This is a genomic window from Ruegeria sp. CDSB114 (assembly GCF_059611025.1).
Genome location: NZ_JBXWOT010000004.1, coordinates 1 through 14,304, shown reverse-complemented (window position 1 = coordinate 14,304; position 14,304 = coordinate 1). Strand labels below are relative to the sequence as shown.

24 protein-coding genes are annotated in these 14,304 nt (G+C 54.8%); 2 read left to right on the top strand and 22 right to left on the bottom strand.

Going from position 1 to position 14,304, the window contains the following annotated elements; all coding sequences use genetic code 11:
• Positions 1–9 precede the first annotated feature (9 nt).
• From rpsN to rplB, 14 genes are all read right to left on the bottom strand, one after another.
• A complete protein-coding gene (rpsN, locus tag AC2FIP_RS11460) occupies positions 10–315 on the bottom strand; it encodes a 30S ribosomal protein S14 (protein WP_142639784.1) in 306 nt (101 codons plus the stop codon).
• A gap of 19 nt (positions 316–334) precedes the next feature.
• On the bottom strand, positions 335–895 hold the full coding sequence (gene rplE, locus AC2FIP_RS11455) for a 50S ribosomal protein L5 (RefSeq protein WP_142639786.1): 561 nt from the start codon (positions 893–895) through the stop codon (positions 335–337).
• Complete coding sequence (rplX, locus tag AC2FIP_RS11450) at positions 888–1,199, bottom strand: 50S ribosomal protein L24 (protein WP_142639787.1); 312 nt, start codon at positions 1,197–1,199, stop codon at positions 888–890. Before rplX ends, rplE begins: the two co-directional genes overlap by 8 nt.
• A 2-nt stretch (positions 1,200–1,201) precedes the next feature.
• Complete coding sequence (gene rplN, locus AC2FIP_RS11445) at positions 1,202–1,570, bottom strand: 50S ribosomal protein L14 (protein WP_005621870.1); 369 nt, start codon at positions 1,568–1,570, stop codon at positions 1,202–1,204.
• A 76-nt stretch (positions 1,571–1,646) separates the two neighbouring features.
• Entirely contained in the window at positions 1,647–1,877 is a 231-nt protein-coding gene (gene rpsQ / locus AC2FIP_RS11440; protein WP_037311742.1) for a 30S ribosomal protein S17, read from the bottom strand.
• A 4-nt stretch (positions 1,878–1,881) separates the two neighbouring features.
• Positions 1,882–2,088 (bottom strand): 50S ribosomal protein L29, encoded by a 207-nt coding sequence (gene rpmC / locus AC2FIP_RS11435; RefSeq protein ID WP_074736205.1) that lies wholly within the window; start codon positions 2,086–2,088, stop codon positions 1,882–1,884.
• A gap of 243 nt (positions 2,089–2,331) precedes the next feature.
• Complete coding sequence (locus tag AC2FIP_RS11430) at positions 2,332–2,943, bottom strand: hypothetical protein (protein WP_496786463.1); 612 nt, start codon at positions 2,941–2,943, stop codon at positions 2,332–2,334.
• 171 nt (positions 2,944–3,114) lie between these two features.
• Positions 3,115–3,321: a cold-shock protein gene (locus tag AC2FIP_RS11425; protein ID WP_010437077.1), complete on the bottom strand. Its 207-nt coding sequence runs from the start codon at positions 3,319–3,321 to the stop codon at positions 3,115–3,117.
• Between the two features lie 203 nt (positions 3,322–3,524).
• Positions 3,525–4,145, bottom strand: coding sequence for a 2OG-Fe(II) oxygenase family protein (locus AC2FIP_RS11420; RefSeq protein WP_496691900.1), 621 nt, complete (start codon positions 4,143–4,145; stop codon positions 3,525–3,527).
• 141 nt (positions 4,146–4,286) lie between these two features.
• Positions 4,287–4,700 (bottom strand): 50S ribosomal protein L16, encoded by a 414-nt coding sequence (gene rplP / locus AC2FIP_RS11415; RefSeq protein WP_085823145.1) that lies wholly within the window; start codon positions 4,698–4,700, stop codon positions 4,287–4,289.
• Between the two features lie 12 nt (positions 4,701–4,712).
• Entirely contained in the window at positions 4,713–5,423 is a 711-nt protein-coding gene (rpsC, locus tag AC2FIP_RS11410; protein ID WP_037311761.1) for a 30S ribosomal protein S3, read from the bottom strand.
• A complete protein-coding gene (rplV, locus tag AC2FIP_RS11405; protein ID WP_039538267.1) occupies positions 5,423–5,803 on the bottom strand; it encodes a 50S ribosomal protein L22 in 381 nt (126 codons plus the stop codon). The genes rpsC and rplV overlap by 1 nt, the downstream gene beginning before the upstream one ends.
• A 3-nt stretch (positions 5,804–5,806) precedes the next feature.
• Positions 5,807–6,085 (bottom strand): 30S ribosomal protein S19, encoded by a 279-nt coding sequence (gene rpsS, locus AC2FIP_RS11400; protein WP_005980699.1) that lies wholly within the window; start codon positions 6,083–6,085, stop codon positions 5,807–5,809.
• A gap of 3 nt (positions 6,086–6,088) precedes the next feature.
• The gene (gene rplB, locus AC2FIP_RS11395) at positions 6,089–6,931 is read right to left on the bottom strand and encodes a 50S ribosomal protein L2 (protein WP_271951974.1); all 843 of its coding nucleotides are present in this window, start codon (positions 6,929–6,931) and stop codon (positions 6,089–6,091) included.
• Between the two features lie 326 nt (positions 6,932–7,257).
• Between rplB and AC2FIP_RS11390 the strand changes: the two genes are divergently transcribed.
• Entirely contained in the window at positions 7,258–8,325 is a 1,068-nt protein-coding gene (locus tag AC2FIP_RS11390) for a hypothetical protein (RefSeq protein ID WP_496786461.1), read from the top strand.
• Positions 8,326–8,480: 155 nt separating this feature from the next.
• On the opposite strand, the gene AC2FIP_RS11385 is transcribed toward AC2FIP_RS11390, so the two are convergent.
• From AC2FIP_RS11385 to AC2FIP_RS11350, 8 genes are all read right to left on the bottom strand, one after another.
• Positions 8,481–8,657, bottom strand: coding sequence for a hypothetical protein (locus tag AC2FIP_RS11385; RefSeq protein WP_050605905.1), 177 nt, complete (start codon positions 8,655–8,657; stop codon positions 8,481–8,483).
• Positions 8,658–8,737: 80 nt separating this feature from the next.
• Complete coding sequence (locus AC2FIP_RS11380) at positions 8,738–9,772, bottom strand: fatty acid desaturase (RefSeq protein ID WP_496786459.1); 1,035 nt, start codon at positions 9,770–9,772, stop codon at positions 8,738–8,740.
• A gap of 170 nt (positions 9,773–9,942) precedes the next feature.
• Positions 9,943–10,239, bottom strand: coding sequence for a 50S ribosomal protein L23 (locus tag AC2FIP_RS11375; RefSeq protein WP_142639794.1), 297 nt, complete (start codon positions 10,237–10,239; stop codon positions 9,943–9,945).
• Positions 10,236–10,853, bottom strand: coding sequence for a 50S ribosomal protein L4 (rplD, locus tag AC2FIP_RS11370; protein ID WP_050605826.1), 618 nt, complete (start codon positions 10,851–10,853; stop codon positions 10,236–10,238). The genes AC2FIP_RS11375 and rplD overlap by 4 nt, the downstream gene beginning before the upstream one ends.
• Positions 10,850–11,575, bottom strand: a complete 726-nt coding sequence (gene rplC, locus AC2FIP_RS11365; protein WP_142639796.1) for a 50S ribosomal protein L3 — start codon at positions 11,573–11,575, stop codon at positions 10,850–10,852. The genes rplD and rplC overlap by 4 nt, the downstream gene beginning before the upstream one ends.
• Positions 11,576–11,593: 18 nt before the next feature.
• Positions 11,594–11,908, bottom strand: a complete 315-nt coding sequence (gene rpsJ, locus AC2FIP_RS11360; protein WP_008756422.1) for a 30S ribosomal protein S10 — start codon at positions 11,906–11,908, stop codon at positions 11,594–11,596.
• Between the two features lie 277 nt (positions 11,909–12,185).
• Entirely contained in the window at positions 12,186–12,380 is a 195-nt protein-coding gene (locus tag AC2FIP_RS11355) for a hypothetical protein (RefSeq protein ID WP_281973758.1), read from the bottom strand.
• A 280-nt stretch (positions 12,381–12,660) separates the two neighbouring features.
• A complete protein-coding gene (locus AC2FIP_RS11350) occupies positions 12,661–13,413 on the bottom strand; it encodes an FkbM family methyltransferase (RefSeq protein WP_271951961.1) in 753 nt (250 codons plus the stop codon).
• Between the two features lie 256 nt (positions 13,414–13,669).
• On the opposite strand from AC2FIP_RS11350, the gene AC2FIP_RS11345 reads away from it, so the two are divergent.
• Positions 13,670–14,011, top strand: a complete 342-nt coding sequence (locus AC2FIP_RS11345) for a RidA family protein (RefSeq protein ID WP_142639802.1) — start codon at positions 13,670–13,672, stop codon at positions 14,009–14,011.
• The last annotated feature ends 293 nt before the right edge of the window (positions 14,012–14,304 follow it).

Here is a 14,304-nt window from a genome sequence, read left to right as displayed (position 1 = left end):
ATGTCTCCCTTACCAGCTCGATTTCACCATGCCGGGGATCTGACCTGCAGAACCCAGCTCGCGCAGCATGATACGGCTGACCTTCAGCTTACGATAGTAAGCATGAGGACGACCTGTCAGCTGACAGCGGTTGTGAAGACGAGTTGCCGAGCTGTTGCGCGGCAGTTTCGCCAGTTTCAGACGCGCTTTGAAACGCTCTTCCATCGGCTTGCTCTCGTCATTCGCGATTTCTTTCAGCTCGGCACGCTTTGCGGCATATTTGGCCACCAGGCGTTCGCGCTTCTTCTCGCGTTCGATCATTGCTTTTTTAGCCATGTCTCAATCCTCCCGGCGCTTAAGCGTTGAACGGCATGTTGAACGCTTTCAACAGGCTTTTCGCTTCAGCGTCGGTTTTCGCTGTGGTGGCAATTACGATATCCAGGCCCCAGACCTCGTCGACCTTGTCGAAGTCGATTTCCGGGAACACGATGTGCTCTTTCATGCCCATGGCAAAGTTGCCACGACCGTCGAAAGAAGGCTTAACACCGCGGAAGTCACGAACGCGCGGCAGCGCGATGGTGATCAGACGATCCAGGAATTCATACATCCGGTCACCGCGCAGGGTAACTTTCGCACCCAGCGGCATGTCTTCACGGACGCGGAAACCCGCGATCGACTTCTTCGCCAGTGTTGCAACAGCCTTTTGGCCTGCAATCGCGGTCAGATCTTCAACAGCGGCTTTCGCCTTCTTCGAGTCTCTGACGGCCTCTGCACCACAACCGATGTTCAGAACGATCTTTTCCAGCTTGGGCAGCTGCATATCGCTCTTGTAACCGAACTCTTCTTTCAGAGCGGCACGGATGGTTTCAGCGTACTGAGCTTTCAGGCGCGGGGTGTAGGTTGCGGTATCAAGCATCGATCACGTCCCCCGTGGTCTTGGCAAAACGAACCTTCTTGTCACCTTCCATGCGGAAGCCAACGCGGGTTGCTTTACCGTTTTTGTCCAGCAGAGCCAGGTTCGACAGCTCAATCGGGTTTGCCTGAGGCAGGCGACCACCTTGCGAGGTCTGCGACTGGCGGGTGTGGCGAATGGCGATGTTCACGCCATCAACAACGGCTTTACCGGCTTTCGGGTCGACCGAGGTGATAGTTCCCTCTTTGCCCTTGTCCTTGCCAGCCAGCACGACGACCTTGTCGCCTTTGCGGAGTTTAGCAGCCATGATTACAGCACCTCCGGAGCAAGCGAGATGATTTTCATGAAGTTCTTCGCGCGCAGTTCACGAACAACAGGGCCAAAGATACGGGTACCTACGGGCTCGTTGTTGTTGTTCAGAATGACGGCGGCGTTGCGATCGAAACGGATCGCGGTGCCGTCTTCGCGACGGACTTCTTTGGCGGTGCGTACGACGACGGCCTTACGGACGTCACCTTTCTTTACGCGGCCGCGTGGGATGGCTTCCTTCACCGAGACGACAATGATGTCGCCTACAGAGGCGTATTTACGCTTGGAACCACCCAGGACCTTGATGCACTGAACTCGGCGTGCGCCGGAGTTGTCAGCGACATCCAGATTGGTCTGCATCTGGATCATGTGGTTTCTCCCGACCTGTGGGGGCTGGTCTTGTTAGATCCCCCAGGGTTTCGACAAATGGGAAAATCCCGGAGGCTTACGCTTCCAGAACTTCCCAACGTTTCGTCTTCGATTTCGGCGCGCACTCGATGATGCGAACTGTATCGCCGACCTTGAAGGCGTTCTTTTCATCGTGAGCCCGGTATTTCTTGGACTTACGGATGGTTTTCTTCAGAACCGGATGCGTAAAGCGGCGCTCGACGGATACGGTTACAGTCTGTGCGTTGGCATCGCTCGTTACGGTGCCGGAAAGGATACGCTTAGGCATAGGATTACTCCTCCGATGCCGCAGCAGCGGCCTTTTCGTTCAGGATGGTTTTAACGCGGGCGGCGTTGCGGCGGGCCGCTTTGATGCCAGCGGTGCTTTCCATCTGACCGGTTGCCTGTTGAAAGCGCAGGTTAAAGCTTTCTTTCTTCAGGTTGGCCAGTTCCTCGCGGAGCTGGTCAGGGGTCTTGTCACGCAGTTCTTGGGCGTTCATCGCCTTTTCCTTTGCTCAAAACACCAGAAGGCCCCATGCAGGGTCACCTTTGACCTGGTGGATGAATGATAGACATACGAATCCCCCGACTCGGCCGGGGGAACGCAAGATGCCGCTCTATAGGGGGTTCTGGGGTGGGTGGCAAGGGAAAGTATGGAGGATTGATCGAGAGGCCGTTTTTAGCGCTCTGCTCACTTGAGCAACCAGCGACGGGCACGAGATGTTTGAACCGAATTTGGAAGCCTATTCGCTCTTGGAGCGAATTCCATCGAAACCTCTTCCCCAAACCAATCCAGAGTTCGGCAGCATATGCGCCTGCTTCAAAACTATCTTTAGCTCTGGAGAATACAGCACCTTTACCGTTCGTTCGTCATCCCCTGATACATGCTCACGCACCAGAACTTCCCAAACTTTGTATTTACACGTTCCAACCCGTTCAATTCGATTTTTCTGGAACTCAACCGTTACAGTGCCGAGTAAGGCTTCTTTATCGCCATCTTGTATCGTGAAGCCTGACTGCCACTCTTTTTGCTGCTCTAGGTCATCTAAGGAACTAACTGATTGCTCGTATGAACGCTTTGAGGCGGTGAACTTCATAAAGGTCTCGCCGAACAGCAAAGGATGCGCGTAGTGGCTAGCGAAACCTATGCGCCTAGAGGCTTCGGTTCTCAACTCAACGACAAACCCCGTCTCAACAACGGTTTGAACTCGTAAAAGCCATGTTCCGCCATAGTCCAACCAGACGCCTTTACCGACATCTACACGGGTTGGGCACGTCGCAAGTGCAGGTGCGACGGCCAACGCCAAAAAAAGTGAAACCGCTAGTACAACCTTTGCTGGTTTTGGCGCGCCCATGGTTTACTCCCACAAAATAGAAAAGCTGGCATTAATCCCGCCACCCTAGGCCTCGTTGACAGGTGCGTTGAATGCACCAGCCATTACAGCATGTAGACATCCCACTCACAAACGCAAAACGCGGCCTCGTTTGCACGAGACCGCGTCTTCAACTGTCTAAGTCTGAGTGACTTACGCCAGAGCGATGTTCACAGCCGACTCACGACCGTCACGGCCGGGTTCGATGTCGAACGTTACTTTCTGGTCGTCGGCCAGGCCGGTCAGACCCGAGCGCTCGACAGCAGAGATGTGTACAAACACGTCTTTGCCACCGGTCTCCGGTGCGATGAAGCCAAAACCTTTAGTTGTGTTGAACCATTTTACGGTGCCGTTGGCCATATCCGTAGTCTCCTAGTAAATTGCTGTCCGCGGAATTGCGACAGCGCGGCGTTGTCGGTCTGGATCGAAAGACTGAACGCCGATATTCGGGAGACAGTGGTCGAAAAAGAAAAACGTAAGCGCCCCCCACATCGTTTATCTGACGACACAATGCAAGAACTTTTCACACATTCCTTTGAATCAGAGTCCCTTAAACGACCGTGCTAGTCCCATTTATAGTTAAAGCTGACGGAAATCCGCTCATCCTCGGCCATGTTCATCGGCACCTCGTGGCGCAACCAGCTCTCCCATAGCAAGACATCGCCAACCTGAGGCTTCACATAGATGAATGGCTGCAGGTCCCGACGCCCCCCTTTCATACGCGTGGGCGCTGCCATCATGCGGCCCGAGCGCGGGTCTTCAAGCTTCAGCGCGCTAGCGCCTTCGGGCATCGAAACATAAGTCGTGCCCGAGATCACGCTGTGTGGGTGCAGGTGGCTGGAGTGCATTCCGCCCTCGGGCAAAATGTTGATCCAAAGGTCTTCAAGCTTTAGTTCACCCTCACCCAGATCAAACTCCAGATCCTTAGCAAAAGCTGCAACGTGCTGGTCCAGCACCTTAACCAGATCAGCAAAGATCGGAAACCGCCAGGGCAGATCCGTCAGCGAGGCATAGCTGGTATAACCGGGATAGCCGTTTTCTTCGCACCATTCCTGCCCGGCCTCATCATCCTCGGCGATGACAAGACAGGAGCTTTCCAGCTCCTCCGGGTCGATCTTGGGATCAAACTCGGACAAAGCTGCGCGATAGAGACGGGTGACAAAAAGTGATTCAATCTGTGCCATGGGCCTGTCTTAAACCAGCCTCTCGATGAAGGCGATGGGTGTTTTGCGAGGCTGTGGCGGAGCAACGCCATCAAACCAAAAACCCCCGCCGGTTTCCCGACGGGGGTCAATCTTGTCGCGAGCGGGGTCGCCCCCAATCGCTTACCAGTCTTCGCGAACCACGACGCGAGTCTTGATCGGCAGCTTCATCGCAGCCAGGCGCAGGGCCTCGCGGGCGATGTCGTCATTGACGCCGTCGATTTCGAACATCACGCGGCCAGGCTTGACTTTGCATGCCCAGCGGTCGACCGAACCTTTACCTTTACCCATACGAACTTCGATCGGCTTAGCCGTAACCGGAGTGTCGGGGAAGATGCGGATCCAGACGCGACCCTGACGCTTCATGTGACGCGTCATGGCACGACGTGCAGCTTCGATCTGGCGTGCAGTTACACGCTCAGGCTCAAGAGCTTTCAGTCCATAGGTGCCAAAGTTCAGATCAGAGCCGCCCTTGGCTTCACCCTTGATCCGGCCTTTGTGCATCTTGCGGAATTTAGTACGCTTTGGTTGAAGCATATCTTTCCCTCCTTAGCGACGACCGCCACCAGCACCACGAGGTGCAGGGCCGTCCTGGAGTTCCTGTGCTTTACGGTCACGTGCCTGCGGATCGTGCTCCATGATCTCACCTTTGAAGATCCAGACCTTGATCCCGATGATCCCATAAGGAGTCATCGCTTCGGCTTGTGCGTAATCGATGTCGGCGCGCAGCGTGTGCAGAGGCACACGGCCTTCGCGGTACCACTCGGTCCGTGCGATTTCGGCGCCACCCAGACGGCCAGCGACGTTCACCCGGATACCCAGAGAGCCCATACGCATGGCGTTCTGAACAGACCGCTTCATCGCGCGACGGAACGAAACCCGGCGCTCCAGCTGCTGAGCGATAGACTCGGCAACCAGCTGTGCGTCAAGCTCGGGCTTGCGCACTTCGACGATGTTCAGGTGCAATTCGCTGTCTGTCATCAGAGCGATTTTCTTGCGCAGAACTTCAATGTCCGCGCCTTTCTTGCCGATGATGACACCCGGACGTGCAGTGTGGATCGTAACGCGGCACTTCTTGTGCGGACGTTCGATGATCACACGGGCGATGCCGGCTTGCTTGCACTCTTTGTTGATGAACTCACGGATCTTCAGATCTTCCAGCAGAAGATCACCGTAGTCCTTGGTGTCGGCGTACCAGCGGCTGTCCCAGGTGCGGTTCACCTGCAGGCGCATGCCGATCGGATTTACTTTATGACCCATTAGGCTTGCTCCTCAACTTGACGCACCTTGATGGTGATCTCCGAGAACGGCTTCATGATCTTGCCGAAACGGCCACGGGCCCGGGGGCGACCGCGTTTCATGACCAGGTTCTTACCAACCCATGCTTCGGCAACGATCAGCTCGTCGACGTCCAGGTTGTGGTTGTTCTCAGCGTTGGCGATTGCGGACTGCAGGCACTTTTTGACGTCCTGCGCGACACGCTTGTTCGAGAAAGTCAGGTCGGTCAGAGCCTTCTCAACTTTCTTGCCGCGGATCATCTGCGCAACCAGGTTCAGTTTCTGCGGGCTGGTACGGAGCATGCGCGTTTTCGCCATTGCTTCGTTTTCAGCCACGCGGCGGGGGTTCTTTTCCTTGCCCATGACTTACTTCCGCTTCGCTTTTTTGTCAGCGGCGTGACCGTAATAGGTGCGAGTCGGCGAATACTCACCGAACTTCTGACCGATCATGTCTTCCGAGACGTTGACGGGGATATGCTTCTGGCCGTTGTACACACCAAAGGTCAGACCCACGAACTGGGGCAGAATGGTGGAACGACGCGACCAGATTTTGATAACTTCGTTGCGGCCCGACTCGCGCGCTGCTTCGGCTTTTTTCAGCACGTAAGCATCGACGAAAGGACCCTTCCAAACAGAGCGAGACATGGATTAACGTCCCTTCTTCTTGGCGTGCCGCGAGCGGATGATCAGCTTCTGGGACGCTTTGTTTTTGTTGCGAGTACGCTTACCCTTGGTGTCCTTACCCCAAGGCGTAACCGGTGTACGGCCACCCGAGGTACGGCCCTCACCACCACCGTGCGGGTGATCGATCGGGTTCATTGCGACACCACGAACCGACGGACGCACGCCTTTGTGGCGCATACGACCGGCTTTACCGAGGTTCTGGTTGCTGTTGTCGGGGTTGGACACGGCACCAACGGTGGCCATGCATTCCTGACGAACCATGCGCAGCTCGCCCGAGCTCAGACGGATCTGAGCATAACCGCCATCGCGGCCGACGAATTGCGCGTAAGTACCGGCCGCACGTGCGATCTGACCACCCTTGCCGGGCTTCATCTCGATGTTGTGGACGATGGTACCAATAGGCATACCCGAGAACGGCATTGCGTTGCCCGGCTTGATGTCGGCCTTGGCCGAAGCCACAACCTTGTCACCAATAGCCAGACGCTGCGGAGCCAGGATATATGCCTGCTCGCCGTCTTCGTATTTTACCAGTGCGATGAACGCGGTCCGGTTCGGGTCATATTCGATCCGCTCGACGGTTGCCGCGACATCAAATTTATTCCGTTTGAAGTCAACGATCCGGTAGAGACGCTTTGCGCCACCGCCGCGGCGGCGTGAAGTGATCCGTCCGGTGTTGTTCCGGCCGCCCGATTTGGTCAAACCCTCAGTGAGAGACTTGACCGGACGTCCTTTCCAAAGCTCCGAACGGTCGATCAGCACCAGCCCGCGCTGGCCCGGCGTCGTCGGCTTGTACGACTTGAGTGCCATGCTTTCTGTCTTCCGTTTAGCAAGTGCGAGGCATTGCCCCGCTATGTGATAGGCCCCCGTAGGTGCCAAGGGTATAGGGCCCCGAAGGTCCCCGGTTTCAAATATCATAGGCCCCGGAACGAATCCGAGGCCGTAAGATTGGGTGCGTTTAGCAGTGTTGGGGGTGGGTGTCTATAGGAGATCTGGTTCTTTGTGAACCTATGGGACCATTGCAAAATGAGAAACTCAATGCGTGCGGACGGCTACAGAAAATCGGCGAATCGTGATACAATTGGCGGATTAATGATCTCTATTTCTTTGAAACAAATATCTTTGGAGGGAATCTGATGAAATGGTTGTTCCTATTCCTGATAGCTGCAACGGCATCTGCAACTGCAGTTAAATCTCAAGACTGCGATCCAACTGCGTTTAGATATTTGAACACTGCTGATCTAGACATCTCCCAGTCTCTGTCTTTCTTGCGAACCGTGACACAAGATAATTTCGAGCAGCGTAAACAGGATGGCAGCCTTGGCGTAACTATACCTGATACCCCATTTAGCTTTGACGGTTCATGGAGTGACTTTCAGGAGAAACGAAGGCAACTGTTCGATCAATACCAGTTCAATTACAGCTACGATGACGCATCATCCTATCTAAAAGCGGGTATGGATGCAAATGGAGTTGCGGCTTATACAGCATGTATTAAAGGGCAGAATAAACCGCTTACTGCCTGGCTGGATGTAGGTTCACCATACTCGGAGGATGTTGTTGTAACAATTCGAACCGAGGTAGACGGACAAAGGGGGCCGCTGCCATTGGTTGTCGAATTTTCAGGCATTGTTGCAAACCAAAACGCCGTAGAACAGAGACAAGTATCCAACCCAAGCAATACCGTATTCTCTGTTAAACGCGATATGAACAAACCATTTACTGCAGCCTTTCGGATTCAGCGCAGAAACGGAGCAGACATTTCATCGGATTCTATTCATATTCCATTGATCAAAATAGTTGTTCCAGACAACCTTTTCGATACGACACTTGCCTACTGTATTGGGCATGGTGGAGTTCAGGGCTTACAACTATGGGGGCCACAGAACGATGACTGCGGCGGCATGGCCGGCGCGTGGGAGCGCTATCAAAACAGCAGTTCTCAAGTGAACGAAATCTGCATGTGTCAGGGTGCCGGTGGCGGTGTTCAGGGGGTAGCTTCTTGGGGCCCTAAAGGGACGCCGTGTTGGGGCGCTGAAGTCTGGGGTACACATTCATACGACTGCAGGCAACTATCGAAAGGCGAGTACTGTGCATGCCGAGGATATGGTGGCGTGAACGGTGTAGAAATGTGGGGGCCAAAAGGCGCAGCCTGTGGAGGCATTTGGTTAGATCGCGGTGGCTACGCATACGATTGTAAGTAGCTCTACTCCAAAAAAACCCACTTTCGCGGAGAGCCTTTGTCTCTCTCCAAAGACGGGCTCGATCAGAGACCGGTGGACACGTCGATCGTGCCCCCTCTTCCCGGGTCACCTATGCTTTTGGACGTCTTTCCGCTTGTCCAACCGGCCTCGCAAGATCACTTCTTGTCGCGCGCGGCCTTCTCTTCTTTGGTCAGCTTGGCGTTCCAAACATTCTTGCTCAAACCCAGCTCAGCAGGCGCGGGTTTGGTTTTTCCAACGCTGACTTTGCCTCCTTTATCCAGGAACTCCTGAATAAGGGCCTCATCTGTTGTTTCTTTGGGGACATGTTTCATAACAGCGACCGTATCCGCATCACACGCCGGGGGCAACGACCGGATTTCCGGCTATCGTTCACACCCTCTGACCGATCCCGTCACCCATACAGCGCGCGCGCTTCGGCAAAGGACAGCAGGCGGCGGTTTTTCTCATCCCACAGGTGTAGCCGTGCGTTGGAGAGGCTTTCGCGGATGGTCATCCTGTTGCTGTTGGCCAACTCGTCATGATCCCGCAGCACCTCGGTCAGGCGATAGAACGGGATGCGGCTGTACAGATGGTGTACGTGGTGGATGCCGATGTTGGCCGTGAACCACTGCAATACGGATGGCAGGATGTAATGCGAGCTGCCGTGCAGGGCGGCCTCGTGCAGTTGCCAGTCCTGATCAGGGTCCCATTGCGTCTCTTCGAATTGGTGCTGGACGTAGAACAGCCAGACGCCAGCCGTTGCAGCGATCAGGGTCGAGGGCAGGAAAATCAGCAGCACCGGCATCAGGCCACCAAAATAGTAGATGGCCCCCAGTGCGGTCAGAATGGCCAGGTTCGTCGCCATCGCGCTGACCCAGAATTTCGGAATACCGGTCAAGCCAAGCGGGAGGCGGTTTTGAAACAGGAACAGATAGCCGGGCCCAAAGCCAAACAGGGTGATCGGGTGGCGATAGAGCCGGTAAAATAACCGGTTCAAGGGCGTCAGCGCCCGGTATTCGGCCACCGTCAGCGTATGGATGTCCCCCATCCCGCGCTTATCCAGATTGCCAGATGAGTTGTGATGCGAGGAATGTGTGCGCCGCCAAACATCGTAAGGCGTCAACGTCAGCACCCCGAGCCCCCGACCGACCCAGTCACTGACCGTCCGGTTCGTAAAAAATGCCCCGTGACCGCAATCATGCTGAATGGCAAACAGGCGCAACAGAAAGGCCGCGTTCAGAACCGAGATCGCAAGCGCCAGCCAATAGCTGACCGACAAAGACATCCAGGCCAAGGCCCAAAGCGCTATGAAGGGAACACAGGTAACCCCCAGCTCGAACCAGCTACGCGGTTGGCTTGGCTCCCGATATTTGGCCAGCGTCGACACCCAGTCCCGCGCGACAGTCACATCCGGGTTGTCCCGGGTCGAGAGAGTGGATTGGGTCATGCGCCTGCCATATCGTTTGTTTGTTCCATACCGGATAGACGACCCCACCGGCATAGCAATCATTTTCTGTTCGAGACGCTGGGAATGGCGCTCAACTTTTGGTGTCACTACCTAAAGAAAAACCCCCGCTTTCGCGGGGGTCTTAATGGTTTGTCCAAAGACAGGCCCGATCAAAGACCGGTGGAAATGTCGATGGTGTTACCCTCTTCAAGGGTCACATATGCTTTTTTGACGTCTTTCCGCTTGCCCAACTGGCCGCGGAACCGCTTGACCTTGCCTTTGGTCACAGAGGTGTTCACCGCTTTGACCTTCACACCAAACAGTGCCTCAACGGCCTCTTTGATCTGTGGCTTGTTGCTGTCAATCGCAACCTCAAAGACAACCGCGCCATTTTCGGACGCCATGGTCGACTTTTCGGTGATGATCGGTTTGCGGATCACGTCGTAGTGTTCTGCCTTCGCGCTCATTTCAGTCGAGCCTCCAGTGCTTCGACAGCCGCTTTCGTGAGCACCAGAGTGTCACGCTTGAGGATGTCATAAACGTTTGCACCCATCGACGGCAGGATATCCAGACCTTCGATGTTGCGCGACGCCTTCAGGAACCCTTCGTTCACGGTCGCCCCGTCGATGACCAGAGCGCGTTTCCAACCCAGGTTTGCAACCTGCTTGGCCAGAGCGGCGGTCTTGCCTTCGGCTTCGGCGTTCTCGATCACAACCAGCTCACCAGCTGCCATTTTAGCAGACAGCGCGTGGCGCAGACCAAGTTTACGGAACTTTTTCGGCAGGTCATGACCATGCGAACGCACGACCGGACCTTTGTAAACGCCACCACCCCGGAAGATCGGTGCCGAACGGGCGCCGTGGCGTGCGCCACCGGTGCCTTTTTGGCGATAGATCTTCTTGGTTGAGTAGGACACTTCCGAGCGGGTCTTGACCTTGTGGGTGCCAGCCTGCGCGTTGTTGCGCTGCCAACGGACCACACGGTGCAGGATGTCCGCGCGCGGCTCCAGGCCGAACAGGTCCGCATCCAGCTCGATGTTGCCGGCTTTGCCGCCGTCCAGTTTGATTACATCAAGTTTCATGCTTCACCACCTTCCGCGGGAGCTTCTTCCGCAGGTGCTTCGGTTGCAGCCGATTTCACAGCAGCCGGGAAAGGCAGGCCTTCCGGTGCTTTCTTCTTGACGGCGTCCTTGACGGTAACCCAACCGGATTTCGGTCCGGGAACGGCGCCTTTGATGAAGACCAGACCACGGTCGGCGTCGGTTTTGACGACTTCCAGGTTCTGGGTGGTTACACGGGCAGCACCCATGTGACCGGCCATCTTTTTGCCTTTGAAAACCTTGCCCGGATCCTGACACTGGCCAGTTGAACCGTGCGAACGGTGGCTGATCGAAACACCGTGCGAGGCGCGAAGACCACCAAAGTTCCAGCGCTTCATAGCACCGGCAAAGCCTTTACCGATCGAAGTACCCGAAACGTCAACTTTCTGACCTTCCAGGAAATGTTCTGCCGAAATCTCGGCACCTACTTCGATCAGGCCATCTTCGGAGACGCGGAACTCGACCAGCTTACGCTTGGGTTCAACCTTGGCAGCGGCATAGTGACCGCGCATGGCTTTCGAGGTGCGTTTTGCCTTGGCAGCACCGGCACCCAGCTGAACAGCGGTATAGCCGTCCTTCTCGTCCGTGCGCTGTGCAACAACCTGCAGGTTGTCCAGGTGAAGAACGGTCACAGGGATCTGCTTGCCGTCTTCCATGAACAGGCGGGTCATGCCGACTTTTTTTGCGATAATACCAGAGCGCATAATCTATACCCTCCGATCTTACGACTGCAGCTTGATCTCGACGTCCACACCAGCAGCGAGGTCGAGCTTCATCAGCGCGTCAACGGTTTGGGGGGTCGGATCAACGATGTCGAGCAGACGCTTGTGCGTACGGATCTCGAATTGGTCGCGGGATTTCTTGTCAACGTGAGGACCACGGAGAACCGTGAACTTCTCGATCTTGTTCGGCAGCGGGATCGGGCCGCGCACATTCGCGCCGGTCCGCTTGGCAGTGTTGACGATCTCTTGCGTGCTGGCATCCAGAACGCGATAGTCAAATGCCTTCAGCCGAATACGGATATTTTGGCTTTGCATAATAACAGCCTTTTTTCAGGCGTTGAGGTTGAGAGGAGGACAAGCGCGCATCGCCAACCCTCATCGAACCCAAAAGGCGGGAATCACCCCGCCTTGATGTTCTTATAGAGAACTCGCGCGATCTACAGGGGTGTGAGGGGTTTGGCAAGGGGGGAAGTTCAAACAAGTCGAATGCGCTCACCTGGCTCATACCCTATGCGTATATTTTCTGAATTTGGGCGTCTTAACAAGATCGACTCAATCTAAATTTGGTCCACCAAATTCCTGTACTGAATGCTTAGGGATTTTCTTGGACAGACACAAAAAGCCAAAGCAAGATAATTGCCCCAAACGGGTTGATAAACAGTGCTGCCACTTGCCAAAGTAATCGATCTTGTCCGCGCCGCTCTGCCATATCCCCCACTAGCGCAAACAGTTGCCAGATCGCCCAGAGCAAAAAGGCCAGAAACAAGAGGATGAATATTGCTTCCATCGTGTGTCTTCACTCTGCCCTTGTTCGTAACGTTCGATATGTCATCAGTGCAACTGAGGCGATACATGTTTCTAACTTCAAATTGGTTGAGGCTTGCACGACCTCTTTCAGATTTGTGGGCGCAGAGTAACCTCATCTCGATCCGAACCTCTGTAAAGGCCGTCCTTTGAGGAGCGGCCACTTTCACGGATAGCGAAAAGCGGGGCGTCTCCCAGCGCGATTGGCTCAACGCCTTCGCGGACAACACAACTCGCGTTGCATGCGGAAAGATGCCCTTAGACTATGTCTTGGCTACCCGCGCCGCCATACGAGACAGTCTGGTATCCTGATAGTCGAACACTGAGCTTTCGAATGGGGCAAAAATGGCATCGCAATCGGTCGCTTCTGCAGACGGTGGCCTGACGAATTCGTGTAGCTCAAACCCGTGATCTGCCATCGCGGCGACAAAATCGCTGAACCTATAACCGCCGTGATACCGACGCCGTACAGAGACTTCAGCCAATACAAAGGTGCATTTTTTCAGCATCTCCGATGCACCTTTTATAACCTCGATTTCAAAACCTTCCGTGTCGATTTTCAATCCGAAAGGTTCCTTGTAGGAAGACGCAATCTCATCCAGTGTTTTTACCGGGACTTGTCGCTCTTCAACTTGCGAGGTGTGCTGGATTGCCGCTTCGTCAAACTCCTGCATCGTTGCTCGTGTGCCGAGCCAACGATCGCCGACTGTTGGAATTCGAAGAGTCGTCTGTCCGCTTTCGGCACCAACTCCGCAAGCATGGAAATCAAAATCGATCTTGTCGCCCCAGTTTTTCCGTACCTTGGTTTCGTAATCCGAAATGGGCTCAACCAACACAAACTTGGCTGCCGGGAAAGCTTCGTACAAATGCTCGGTTCCCGAGGCCACCCCGACATCGAATACTGTCTCGACCTCAAAACCCAGATTTCCGATATAGGCACCCGTCTCCTTCATTGGCGAAACCTGATATCCTCGCCGCTTCAGGCGTTTGGACAGTCGTTCTACGGTTTCGTCCATGTCGAAGTATCCTTCTTGCGGTTTCGCCCGATGCAATCCACTGAAACCAACTAGAGAGCACTTCAACGGCAAAAGCGCAATCTGGTATACTGTGTCGCTGGCAAGCTAGCCTAGGCGCGGCAAAATGCTATCGACCCGCTGCGTCCCCGACCAGTTCAACTTTTCTGAAAGTTACTCAAGCGGTTTCCGTTTGCCATGCGGGGCATCTTATGACCATGAACGCGTGCATCAAACAGGAAACAGCGAGATCACTCCAATGATAGAACGCATCGAAACCGGCGAGAGATCGTCCAAAATCGTTAAACATAATGGTGTGGCCTATTTGACCGGGCAAGTCGCCGAAGGTGATACCATTCAGGAACAGGTGCGTATTTGCCTTGGGAAAATTGACGACCTGCTAGAGCGCGCAGGTTCATCACGGGAAAAAATGCTGCGTGTGACCATCTGGCTGGCCGATATGAAGGACTTTGCTGGTTTGAACGAGGTCTGGAATGCTTGGGTTCCTGCAGGATACGCACCTGCGAGGGCATGTGGCGAAGCAAAACTGGCGCGGCCCGAACTTAAGGTGGAATTCATAGTGGACGCCGCATACGACTAAAGCATGCTGCTTCTTTAGGAATTCCCCGTCTTGAATTACCAAATTCAAACAGAAAAAGCCCGCCCCGGTTTGGGGCGGGCTTTTTTTTGTTTCGACGGTTAGGTCTGAGACTATTCGGCGAACGATCTCATCACCGCCTCCGATCACTCAACGCTCTTTGGTGTACGACATGGGCGCGTCGCGGGCTTGTCGAGATCAAACGAGAAAGGGCGCCGAATGGGCGCCCTTTCCATTTGATCATTCGCTTGCGCGAATTACTCGACGATTTTCGACACAACGCCGGCGCCGACGGT

Coding starts and splice junctions, on each gene's coding strand:
- rplN (WP_005621870.1), bottom strand. CDS start 1,570: ATGATCCAGATGCAGACCAATCTGGATGTCGCTGACAACTCCGGCGCA.
- AC2FIP_RS11390 (WP_496786461.1), top strand. CDS start 7,258: ATGAAATGGTTGTTCCTATTCCTGATAGCTGCAACGGCATCTGCAACT.
- rpsS (WP_005980699.1), bottom strand. CDS start 6,085: ATGTCTCGCTCTGTTTGGAAGGGTCCTTTCGTCGATGCTTACGTGCTG.
- rpsQ (WP_037311742.1), bottom strand. CDS start 1,877: ATGCCTAAGCGTATCCTTTCCGGCACCGTAACGAGCGATGCCAACGCA.
- rplV (WP_039538267.1), bottom strand. CDS start 5,803: ATGGGCAAGGAAAAGAACCCCCGCCGCGTGGCTGAAAACGAAGCAATG.
- AC2FIP_RS11385 (WP_050605905.1), bottom strand. CDS start 8,657: ATGAAACATGTCCCCAAAGAAACAACAGATGAGGCCCTTATTCAGGAG.
- rpsJ (WP_008756422.1), bottom strand. CDS start 11,908: ATGCAAAGCCAAAATATCCGTATTCGGCTGAAGGCATTTGACTATCGC.
- rplD (WP_050605826.1), bottom strand. CDS start 10,853: ATGAAACTTGATGTAATCAAACTGGACGGCGGCAAAGCCGGCAACATC.
- AC2FIP_RS11345 (WP_142639802.1), top strand. CDS start 13,670: ATGATAGAACGCATCGAAACCGGCGAGAGATCGTCCAAAATCGTTAAA.
- AC2FIP_RS11380 (WP_496786459.1), bottom strand. CDS start 9,772: ATGACCCAATCCACTCTCTCGACCCGGGACAACCCGGATGTGACTGTC.
- rplX (WP_142639787.1), bottom strand. CDS start 1,199: ATGGCTGCTAAACTCCGCAAAGGCGACAAGGTCGTCGTGCTGGCTGGC.
- rpsN (WP_142639784.1), bottom strand. CDS start 315: ATGGCTAAAAAAGCAATGATCGAACGCGAGAAGAAGCGCGAACGCCTG.
- rplB (WP_271951974.1), bottom strand. CDS start 6,931: ATGGCACTCAAGTCGTACAAGCCGACGACGCCGGGCCAGCGCGGGCTG.
- rpsC (WP_037311761.1), bottom strand. CDS start 5,423: ATGGGTCATAAAGTAAATCCGATCGGCATGCGCCTGCAGGTGAACCGC.
- AC2FIP_RS11355 (WP_281973758.1), bottom strand. CDS start 12,380: ATGGAAGCAATATTCATCCTCTTGTTTCTGGCCTTTTTGCTCTGGGCG.
- AC2FIP_RS11430 (WP_496786463.1), bottom strand. CDS start 2,943: ATGGGCGCGCCAAAACCAGCAAAGGTTGTACTAGCGGTTTCACTTTTT.
- rplC (WP_142639796.1), bottom strand. CDS start 11,575: ATGCGCTCTGGTATTATCGCAAAAAAAGTCGGCATGACCCGCCTGTTC.
- rpmC (WP_074736205.1), bottom strand. CDS start 2,088: ATGAACGCCCAAGAACTGCGTGACAAGACCCCTGACCAGCTCCGCGAG.
- rplP (WP_085823145.1), bottom strand. CDS start 4,700: ATGCTTCAACCAAAGCGTACTAAATTCCGCAAGATGCACAAAGGCCGG.
- rplE (WP_142639786.1), bottom strand. CDS start 895: ATGCTTGATACCGCAACCTACACCCCGCGCCTGAAAGCTCAGTACGCT.
- AC2FIP_RS11375 (WP_142639794.1), bottom strand. CDS start 10,239: ATGAGCGCGAAGGCAGAACACTACGACGTGATCCGCAAACCGATCATC.
- AC2FIP_RS11420 (WP_496691900.1), bottom strand. CDS start 4,145: ATGGCACAGATTGAATCACTTTTTGTCACCCGTCTCTATCGCGCAGCT.
- AC2FIP_RS11425 (WP_010437077.1), bottom strand. CDS start 3,321: ATGGCCAACGGCACCGTAAAATGGTTCAACACAACTAAAGGTTTTGGC.
- AC2FIP_RS11350 (WP_271951961.1), bottom strand. CDS start 13,413: ATGGACGAAACCGTAGAACGACTGTCCAAACGCCTGAAGCGGCGAGGA.